Genomic DNA, 8959 nt, shown 5'->3' with positions numbered 1-8959 from the left:
GTCACCGCTGTTTCTGATGTCGCCGCCTCGTCCGCCGTTGCCGCCGTAACTTCCGCCAGCTTCGTTGCCACCGGTGTTTGCGCCAGCCATTACCACATTGCCAACATAAGCTTCGTTGTCATTGATGACCGTGTCGTCGCCATGAGCGCGACGTTCACACGCATCGGTGTAGTCAGCGCTTGCCGCGTCAACATCAAAAGCGTCCGCCGTAGGATCGTGCAATCCCCCGTCAGTAGCATCAACGAGTTTTACATACTGGATGCAGGAATCCCCTAAATCAAACACGGAAGGATGCGGGACGTTGTTTGGTTGACTCACACTGTTGTCCGCCGTTCCAATAAACGTCCAGCTGACGTTGTCCTCGCTTACATACACATTCGCTCTCTCCGCCGGATAGGAAGCAAACGTGGTTTCAAGTACCGTAACCGTCAAGCTACTGCCGACAAGTGTCGGGAACTTGAGCACGAGCTCACCGCCAAAACCAAGAGAGACAAAGTCTCCATCCTCCGGTCCCAGTGCCTTCCCGGCATCGGATCGTGCAGGAAGAACGGCACTGCCGTTGTTTCGGAGACCCTGGGTGAAACTTTCCACGGAACTTGCGTAGTCGGTTGCCGCGTATGCCGGTACGCCGAGAAGCGCGAGCGCGATAATAAACACCATAGGAATCTTTGTCGTATATTTCATGGTATTTTTTGTTTTTAAAACCTAATAAGATATCGACCTTTTTCAGAGATATCCCCTCGGGAAAAGCTTCGATAGTGCACATCCAAGCCTCACCCGAAGGAAGGAGCAGTACTCCTTGATCTTCGAGAGACTAGCGCAGAATGCGTGTCAGGTTGCGATTGACAACGTTGATCACACCCGCGTTTGCGTTTGCATGACCCGTTTGGATCAACGCGCCCGGACCGCCAGGACCGCCTGTTCCGCCGTCACCGGTTGCGCTGTCGTCAACATCATCACCGTTGTTGTCAATGTCGCCGCCATTACCACCTTCGCCGCCGTAACTTCCGTCAGCGCCATTCTCGCCGGTATTCGCCATAGCTCCTACGCCATTGCGTACCATTGCGCGATTTATATTCACCACAACCACGTCTCCGTCTTCAGCACCTCCGCATTCACCGCATCGGTTAATCTCGGTGTCGTTTGAATTGATATCGTTGAGCGCAAGCGCGTTTGCGTTTGCGTTGCCGGTGTAAATGGTACCGCCAACATCACCACTTCCGCCGTTGCCGCCGTTGCCAGTTGTGCTGTCGTCAACATCGTCACCACTGTTTCTGATGTCGCCGCCACGACCGCCGTTGCCGCCGTAACTTCCGGAAGCTTCATTGCCGCCGGTGTTTGCCACAGCTACCACCTCGTTACAAACGAGAGCTTCGTTGTCGTTGATGACCGTGTCGTCGCTCTCCAAATGATCCTCAGCAAAAGCAGGTGTCGCCACCGCGAGAGCGAGAAACATGCCTGTAGCAATTGCTCCAATGGCAAGAATTCCCTTCATGTTTTTTGTATTTGTCATATATTTATAATTTTATGAATAAATAAAGGATTGGTATCACTTCTTCCGCTCCCGAGAGGGTGCGGAAGAAGTGATACTGTATCGACCACACTGAACTTCTTACCGAAGCCCATGCTTTAATTCACCATAGCTTTTAGATGCGGGCGCGTGATCCAACCAGACAACAATAGAAAATGTAAACAGAGTGCAGGAGTGCAAGGATGGTGTGCTAAAGTATGAAATTCGTACGAGAACACAAAAACAAATAAACCAACCGATAAGGATGTTCTTTTTTTGTAAGGGTGCTTACTTTCCCACTGTATGCAGTTTTCCAAATACCAGATACGGGGAAATATAGTACACAGTTTTTTGGATCAATCCCGTTTCCCCGCGGAAATGATCGTTATTTTTTAGTAAAAACCAATGTATGAGTGACAGAATTTATGGTATACCTCGCACCAAGATTGTCAACGCCGAAAAATGGGTATTTTTTTTACGATATAATATTTAAAATTAGTCAACCGCACCTGCTACATTCAACCCTGAAGTGCGACGCCTGTTCTTATCCCCCATTGGACGTCGGACGTCCAATGGGGGATCGATTTGAATGCTGTAACGAAAATACCTTTCCACGGCATACTTTCTATAATGGACAAAAACAAAAAAGAGAAAAAATAGAGAAAGGGGTGCTCAACCGGGGAAAAAGATCCTACAAAAGCAGAATCTTGGTTGAGCCCCCTTTTCTGTATTTTTCAAAAGGACACTACTCGCCTCCTTTCTTTTTACATCACCTTTATTAAGAGTTCCTCCGTCCGAATATTATGTCCTTTACGCGCCGATGTCAACCTCTGTTTTGAGTAGAGAGTATGGGGCCAGATGTCTTTTACAAAGTGTCCATTACAACTTCCTTCTTCGCCAACAAAAAATCCTCTTCTGTGAGAGGATATTTCGTGCAAAAGGCGTTATGAAACCTAACTAAAACATTCTTTACTTCGCATGATAACGGTCAAGGAGCGCGTGTATTGTGAGAAGATCAGCTTGATTGCCCTCACTTTGCAACTCTTCGGGAGAAATATCCTTCATCTCATCATTGATCCACAGATACGCAATATACTCAGAGACATATCCCAACTCTGCTTGGTGTGCCAAGGTAGCAAGCATACATATTTTTGATTGCTTTGTCTTATATGACCGGTGTTGTTGAAGCGCCTGTTGTACGTCTGCCAAATGCATCACGTCGGCTAAGCTCACGCTGATACACAGCGAGCTGGTAGCAACAGGAACTTCCATTTCATCTATCTTTTTCCCTTTATAGTTATGATGCTGTCCCACCAGTTTTCCTTCAATATCAAACTGCGCTTCGCGCAAAATACGCTCCGAAGCCTCTTCGTGCGCCTCAAGTATCTTTGAGAGCGACATGTCAGGAGAAAACCCGCGCGCTTTCAATTCCTCAATTTCTTCACCGGTAAGCGCTTCTTTGACCGGCACCAATTTTACGGCCCGAAGCAGCTTCTCCGCGAATACCGCCCGCAAATGTTGTTCGTCACTCAAAGCACCCAATGAAAGACCTGTTTTCTTGATCACCGCGCGGGATAACTCTTCGTTATGCTCTTCGCAGACCATTCGGCAAAGAATATCCATCCAGTCTCCATCGGTAAGTTTGTTGTTTATAAGGAAATTTGGAATCTCTATTTTCCCGATATCATGAAAGAGGCACGCGCGATAAAACTGTTCCAGTAGAACCCCTTCCTGCTCTATCAATTTGGCGATAATCACCTGACCATCAAGCACTTTCTCTATTTTGTTGCGGGCGATATGATAGGTTTCTACAGAATGCTCGAAGGTACCTTTATCAAATAATTCAAGAGCCGTAAGCATTTTCCAGTTTTCGGGCGTCAAAAAACCAATAAATGCCTGTTCTTTAACACGCTTTATTTGTTCATCAAACAACCTGCTTTTTTCCAATTCGCGGTCAATAGCTTTATAATCCCCTCCTTGAGCAATCAATCGGGCAGAGCGCTCTTGCTCTGTCCGATTGATTTTACTGCTATATTCAAAACCCGCAATTTGATTGTGTTCTTCTAGAGATCGTGTTTTCAATGCGGATAATCCTTCTATCATAACGCGTATCCTGTAATTATCATTACAAAGATGAAGTGACTTTAATAACTTTTATTATACCTTATTTTTGTCTCTTGTAAAGACACCCTGTGCACAACTGACCGTTATATAAAGGGCATTATAAACCCTTTGTTTCAACGGTGCTCGGACGCCGTGTAAAATCAGAATTTTCCACGCGCTCCTCGCTTGTTGAAATAACGGCCAGTTGTGCACTTTATTCATATATACCAACCTTTTTCAATATCCCTTATCGCGCTTATGAGACACTTGCAAAACTAGAACTTAAAGAGAGTGTCTGCCCATGTCCATATTGTATCATTGATGCCGATGCCGCTTCGCTGCCCAACACCTGCGGCGCATTGGTTGTAGTGAGGGCTTGATGTAGTGGTCTTTGCGTAGGGAATGAAGACACGTTCAGGGGAGGTCAAGAGCTTGCGGTAGAAGCAGTACTCAGTATTGTTGGATGGGAGACGAAAGAGAGTGAGTATGGTGAGGAGGAGTTTCTGCATAAAAATTATTTATCAATAACCACCACCCAATCGTTGCTATCGGGACGAGCAGGGATCGTCCACAAACCGCTTGCTGAAAGAGAGTTATTGATGGTCGTGTACTCACCGCTCCTCGGATTAAACCATCGCGCGCGATAAGTGCCGGTTACGATATTTCTGAGTTGCACCGTCCCGTTTACGTCTTGCGGCAAATACGCGGCATACCATACGCCGGAAACTCCCGCGCAACGCGGATGCGACATGTCGGTAGAAACAGGATTGCTACCGTTAATTCTTACGCAATCAACGGTCGGTGTCATGAGCCACCACTGTGGCAGTGCAGTAAATAAATTTTTCATATGTCCGATCGCGGTTGAACCGGGAAGCGAGAGCGCGTTCCAATCGTCACCGTAATAGAGTCCTTGCGCCCCATATACATATCCAATGGCGCCGCTTAACATGGAAATCCACCCCTGCATACGCGCAAGATACGTGGTACACGCGCCACGATTACCATACCAAGGGCTCCAGCCGCTCGGCGCCCCCTCATAACACGGCTCCGCCTGAATAACGGGCTTTGCGGGTGAACGATCGTATGCCTCCCGCATGGTCCCGGGAATCGCCTCCCATGTGAAATGCGTTTGTATCCAATTGTGGTCCAACCATCCTTCATTGTGGAAATAGGAACTGCTTCCTCCGCACCCTCCGAGAGTTGAGGCGCTATCTCCCCCGCACCCTCCCGGATGAATGCTTACCGGATGACCATAAGGATTGTGCGCTTTCACCGCGTTACCAAGCGCGCGGGTATCCGCGTAATTATTCCAGAACCAATGATTGTTGTTCTCCGCCGCATACTGAAATTCTCCCGTTAAACTCCATATGATATTGTATGCGCCGTATCGCGCAAGCATATACCGTGAAATATTAATGCCTTCATCAAGCGTGAGCGCAGTGCCGCCCATGATCCAGTCGGGATGCCCCATGACCACCAGACCCTGACCCCAGATATAGAGAACTCGTTCGTCCACGTCGCGGAAATACGCGTCGTTTACGTCAATCCGGCCACCGCCGTAAAATGGCAGTTTCCCTCCTTCACCCGGAAACTCTCGGTCAGACATAAACCGCGTCATCACCGCGGTGAACCCTTTTCCCTTTCTGTCCGCTATCCATCGGTCAAGCTCGTCTCCGGGTGTCGTGTTGGAACTGACCATATTCCAGTTTGTGTCTCCAAGAAGGAAATACGGCGTCCCGTCGGCGTAGGTGAAATATCGGCCATTGACCTTCACATGGCCGCGATAGTTTGGATTCCCGGAAATTTCATTTGCAGACGGCGCCACCGCATTAAGAGTTCCCGATTTACTGTTTAAACCGATGTCGTTTGAAGAAGTGGTCCATTCCCACGTGCCCGTCCGTGTCGGTGCAAATCGCACCCGCCACGTATTGCCTCCATCCCAATAGCCGTCCAGCGTAAGCGATGTACCGCTTTGCGGGTGAGTGAATGTCGCTTGCACCGGGAAACTGCTCCAACTTAACGTTTGTGCAGAGGTAAACGAAAGAACATGCGGTGCCCATTGGGTGACCGTTTCCCCGCCGCCCACAGACACGGTTACTGATTTAGTCACATTGCCACCCGCCCCCGTGCAGGCAAGTGTGTACGTAGCAGTTTGAGCGGGGGTGACGGTCTGGTTTCCACTCGTTGCCTTGGTACCCGACCAGCTGCCGCTTGCAGAGCAAGATGTGGCGTTTGTCGCAGACCAGGTGAGCGTGGCGTTCTGCCCCGCAGTGATAGTAGTGGGATTTGTAGAAAATGTGAGAGTCGGTACGAGGGGTGCCGGAGTGGCAGGTGGTGGCGTGGCAACCGAAACGTTGGAGAAGACTGCGGTAGCGGGAATACCTTGGATACTGGAAACGACCACGAGGCCGATGTAGTCGGTGCCGGTCATGGCGACGTTGACCCTCTCCGTGAAAGTCCATGGACCGGTGGGAGAGTTCCCGTAATAAGCAGAGATGGTATTGCCATTTCGCACGAGGCGGACGTATTGAGGCGCGGTGCCGGCGCTGCTCAGATCAAGAGATGACGAAATACCCCCCTGTGTCACGCGCCTCTGGAATGCGAGTCCTGAAGTGGGTGTCACGATCATCATGGCGTGAGGGCTTCCGGCTGAAAGAGAATCGCGGATCATTACGCCCGCTTTCGCCCATGGGTCGGTGTTGGTGAGAGAATTCACGCGAGCGATGATCTCTTTGTCGCCGGTGACAGGTTGGGAGATAAAACTAAATTGATCGGCCGTATTCCAAATATCGACACCTCCCGCTTTCAGGGTGAATATGTTGTTCGTATATGAAATGTTTCCCAGAGGAGCCGGGTTTCCGATATCGGTGAGCGTCCACGGCGAAGTGAGTGCGTCACTCGTGGTAGTCGCGGGGGGTGTGACGGGTATTGGCGTCAAGGCGGCCGCCTTGACTGATACGGCAATGGTGTAAGTGGCAAAGAGGTCGCCATCGGAAACCGTGAGGGTGATCTGGTAATCACCGGGTGCGCTAAACGAAGCGGCGGTGTCTTTTGTGGTAAGAGAAGAAAAAGTGACGGTACCGGGACCGGAAGCTTTTTTCCAGAAGTATGCGAGAGTACTCGCGGGCTTTCCGTCATCGGTGGCAATGCCCGAGAGCGATGCGCTGTTGGGAAGAAATACGATGCGGTCTCCGGTGACAGAGAGGTTGGGTGAGCGGTTGGGAGTATTGGGAGTATATAACGGGGTGGAGGTTGGCCCGCCTTGACTCGCGTCAGTCGAGGCAGGCGTTGGGGTGGCAAGAAGTGCATTCAGTGCCGTTCTCGTCTTGGGTCCGAGTACGCCATAACCCGTGGTGGTTGGCGTGCCTGAAGAGACGATGTTATGTTTTTGCTGAAAACGCTTGACGGCGGCTTCGGTCAAGGAGCCAAAGTAGCCGGAGATTGTTCCTTCGGGATAGAGAGCGGGGTCTTTCGCGAGATATTGCTGGAGTTTAGTGACATCGCTTCCCTCGCTTCCCTTGCCGAGCGTGGTGGTAAAAGGAGTAATGGATGATGACGAGGAAACGTAAGTGGCGGATAGTGCGGCTTCTCCTGATTTCAAATTCTGTAATTCGCCCTGAAGTATCTGCAGTTGGGAAAGGAGCGAAGCGATACGCAATTCAATGTCGGAGACGGTGGCGGCGCCGACGAAAGCGGGGGAAAAGAAAGCAGAGAGAATGAGGGATGCTAAAAAAAATCGCGAAGACATTTGTTTTAATTGTATCATTAATGAGATATGTTCAAAAAGAGATATCCACACTATAACTCATAAATAACATCCTTTCGCTCCACAACCACTTTCCATCCATTGATTCGCGCGTAGCGATACAGCTCGCTGTTTGGATTAAAACAGATTGGCGTCTCCACAAGCTCTAAAAAAGGAATGTCCCCTTCCGTATCGCCAACACCGATTGATCCTTCCAGTGAGAGCCCCTCTTTCTCAACCGCGCGGCGCACAATGTTTGCCTTATTGGCGATCAAGTGTTCATCAATAATATTTCCGGTAAACCGGCTCTCCGCGCCGATCTCATAAAGCCGGCCGTACACCTTATCAAAACCAAGTGCCTTACAAAATCCTTCCAGAATTGATTTGGGAGACTGCGATATGGCAAGCAGATAATAATTTTTTCTTTTTAGTTCTTTGACGAGATCACGCGTATAGCGATAGACACGATCCTGATGACGATGGAGGACAATTTCCGCGGCATGCATGAAATCTGCGTAGTGTACTCCCTTGAGATACTCTATGAATGTTCCTACTACCATGCCGATATAATCTTGATAGTCGCCTTTGCGATCAAGCCAACGCTTATACTCGTCATCATAGCGTTTGCGTGCCTCGGGAGGAAACAAACCTTCTTCAATAAGCACATCCACCACTTCAATCAGAAGACTGGAACGGAAGATCGTGCCGTCAACATCAAAAATTGCTACCTTCTTCATTATTGCCATTGTACTACGCTTCCATGCAAAAAACGACCGTTTTATGGTCGTTTTTCTTCCTTACCGTAAAACGGCAGACGCCTTTAATATTTTTGCTTCCTTTGAATCTTTTTCTCCCGATAGAAGTTTCCTTTTATGATCAGAATCAATATCTTGATAATTGAAAGTTATTTCCTCCCCTTTACTTATGCTCCTTAACGCAATAGCGGATGGCTCGTCTTCCGCGTCGGTGGGCTTTTCGCCGACATTGTATTCCTCTGAATGGTTGGCAAATCGATCATTATCAAAACTCAAAATATATTTATTGAGTTTTTTGCTGAGCCATGCGTGCTTATATATATAATTTTGAGCAACAACCGGCAGTTTCAGAACCTCCTTGATACTCAACGCAATATCCAGATTTGGAAAATATCTCCAAATGACTAGGCCTTTAGGTATATCCTCGTCGGCAAACAAGCCGGTTCCATGGATCTTACTTTTCCCTATTTTTGTTCTCACCAAAAGCATAGCTTTTATTAGCGACGTAGAGCGAGCAGAGTATAAAAGATTACTTTTATACTCTCGAGCCGAGGAGCTAATATAGGTCAATACCGCGTTGTCTCTGCCGCAGTGGCCTATATTTTAACAAAAAGTTTACCTGCGAGACAGCTCCTAATTTCGCTCGCCATCTCGTCATCAATATATTCTAGCAGAAATATCTGACCTAAATCAATTCTTGCACGGAGCCAAGCAGTTGGCTCCTTTCGGTCATCTTCGCTTTGCTTATATACAGTATTCTTGAATTAGTCCGAACGCATTTTTCCGGAAAACTCCCCCCGCGAAAATTCGGAAAGGCGGCGGAGCCGCACCGCTGACAATTTCAAG

At 48.7% G+C, this 8959-nt stretch carries 7 protein-coding genes; all 7 read right to left on the bottom strand.

Annotated elements, in window-relative coordinates; translation table 11 throughout:
* On the bottom strand, positions 1–684 hold a 684-nt coding region (locus tag AAB523_00365; GenBank protein ID MEK7555721.1), incomplete at its 3' end, for a hypothetical protein.
* 130 nt (positions 685–814) lie between these two features.
* On the bottom strand, positions 815–1513 hold the full coding sequence (locus AAB523_00360) for a hypothetical protein (GenBank protein MEK7555720.1): 699 nt from the start codon (positions 1511–1513) through the stop codon (positions 815–817).
* 966 nt (positions 1514–2479) lie between these two features.
* On the bottom strand, positions 2480–3613 hold the full coding sequence (locus AAB523_00355; protein MEK7555719.1) for an HD domain-containing protein: 1134 nt from the start codon (positions 3611–3613) through the stop codon (positions 2480–2482).
* 275 nt (positions 3614–3888) lie between these two features.
* Positions 3889–4122: a hypothetical protein gene (locus AAB523_00350; GenBank protein ID MEK7555718.1), complete on the bottom strand. Its 234-nt coding sequence runs from the start codon at positions 4120–4122 to the stop codon at positions 3889–3891.
* 5 nt (positions 4123–4127) lie between these two features.
* A complete protein-coding gene (locus AAB523_00345) occupies positions 4128–7361 on the bottom strand; it encodes a DUF4038 domain-containing protein (protein ID MEK7555717.1) in 3234 nt (1077 codons plus the stop codon).
* A gap of 50 nt (positions 7362–7411) precedes the next feature.
* Positions 7412–8095: an HAD family phosphatase gene (locus AAB523_00340; GenBank protein ID MEK7555716.1), complete on the bottom strand. Its 684-nt coding sequence runs from the start codon at positions 8093–8095 to the stop codon at positions 7412–7414.
* A gap of 60 nt (positions 8096–8155) precedes the next feature.
* Positions 8156–8602 carry an SET domain-containing protein gene (locus tag AAB523_00335; protein MEK7555715.1) on the bottom strand — a complete coding sequence of 149 codons (447 nt, stop codon included), beginning with the start codon at positions 8600–8602 and terminating at the stop codon, positions 8156–8158.
* Between the last annotated feature and the right edge of the window lie 357 nt (positions 8603–8959).

The organism is Patescibacteria group bacterium (genome assembly GCA_038063375.1).
Classification (GTDB): Bacteria; Patescibacteriota; Minisyncoccia; order Phycocordibacterales; family JANLHH01; genus JANLHH01.
Note: the sequence above shows the minus strand (reverse complement) of the source record. Positions and strands in the feature narration are given on the sequence as shown.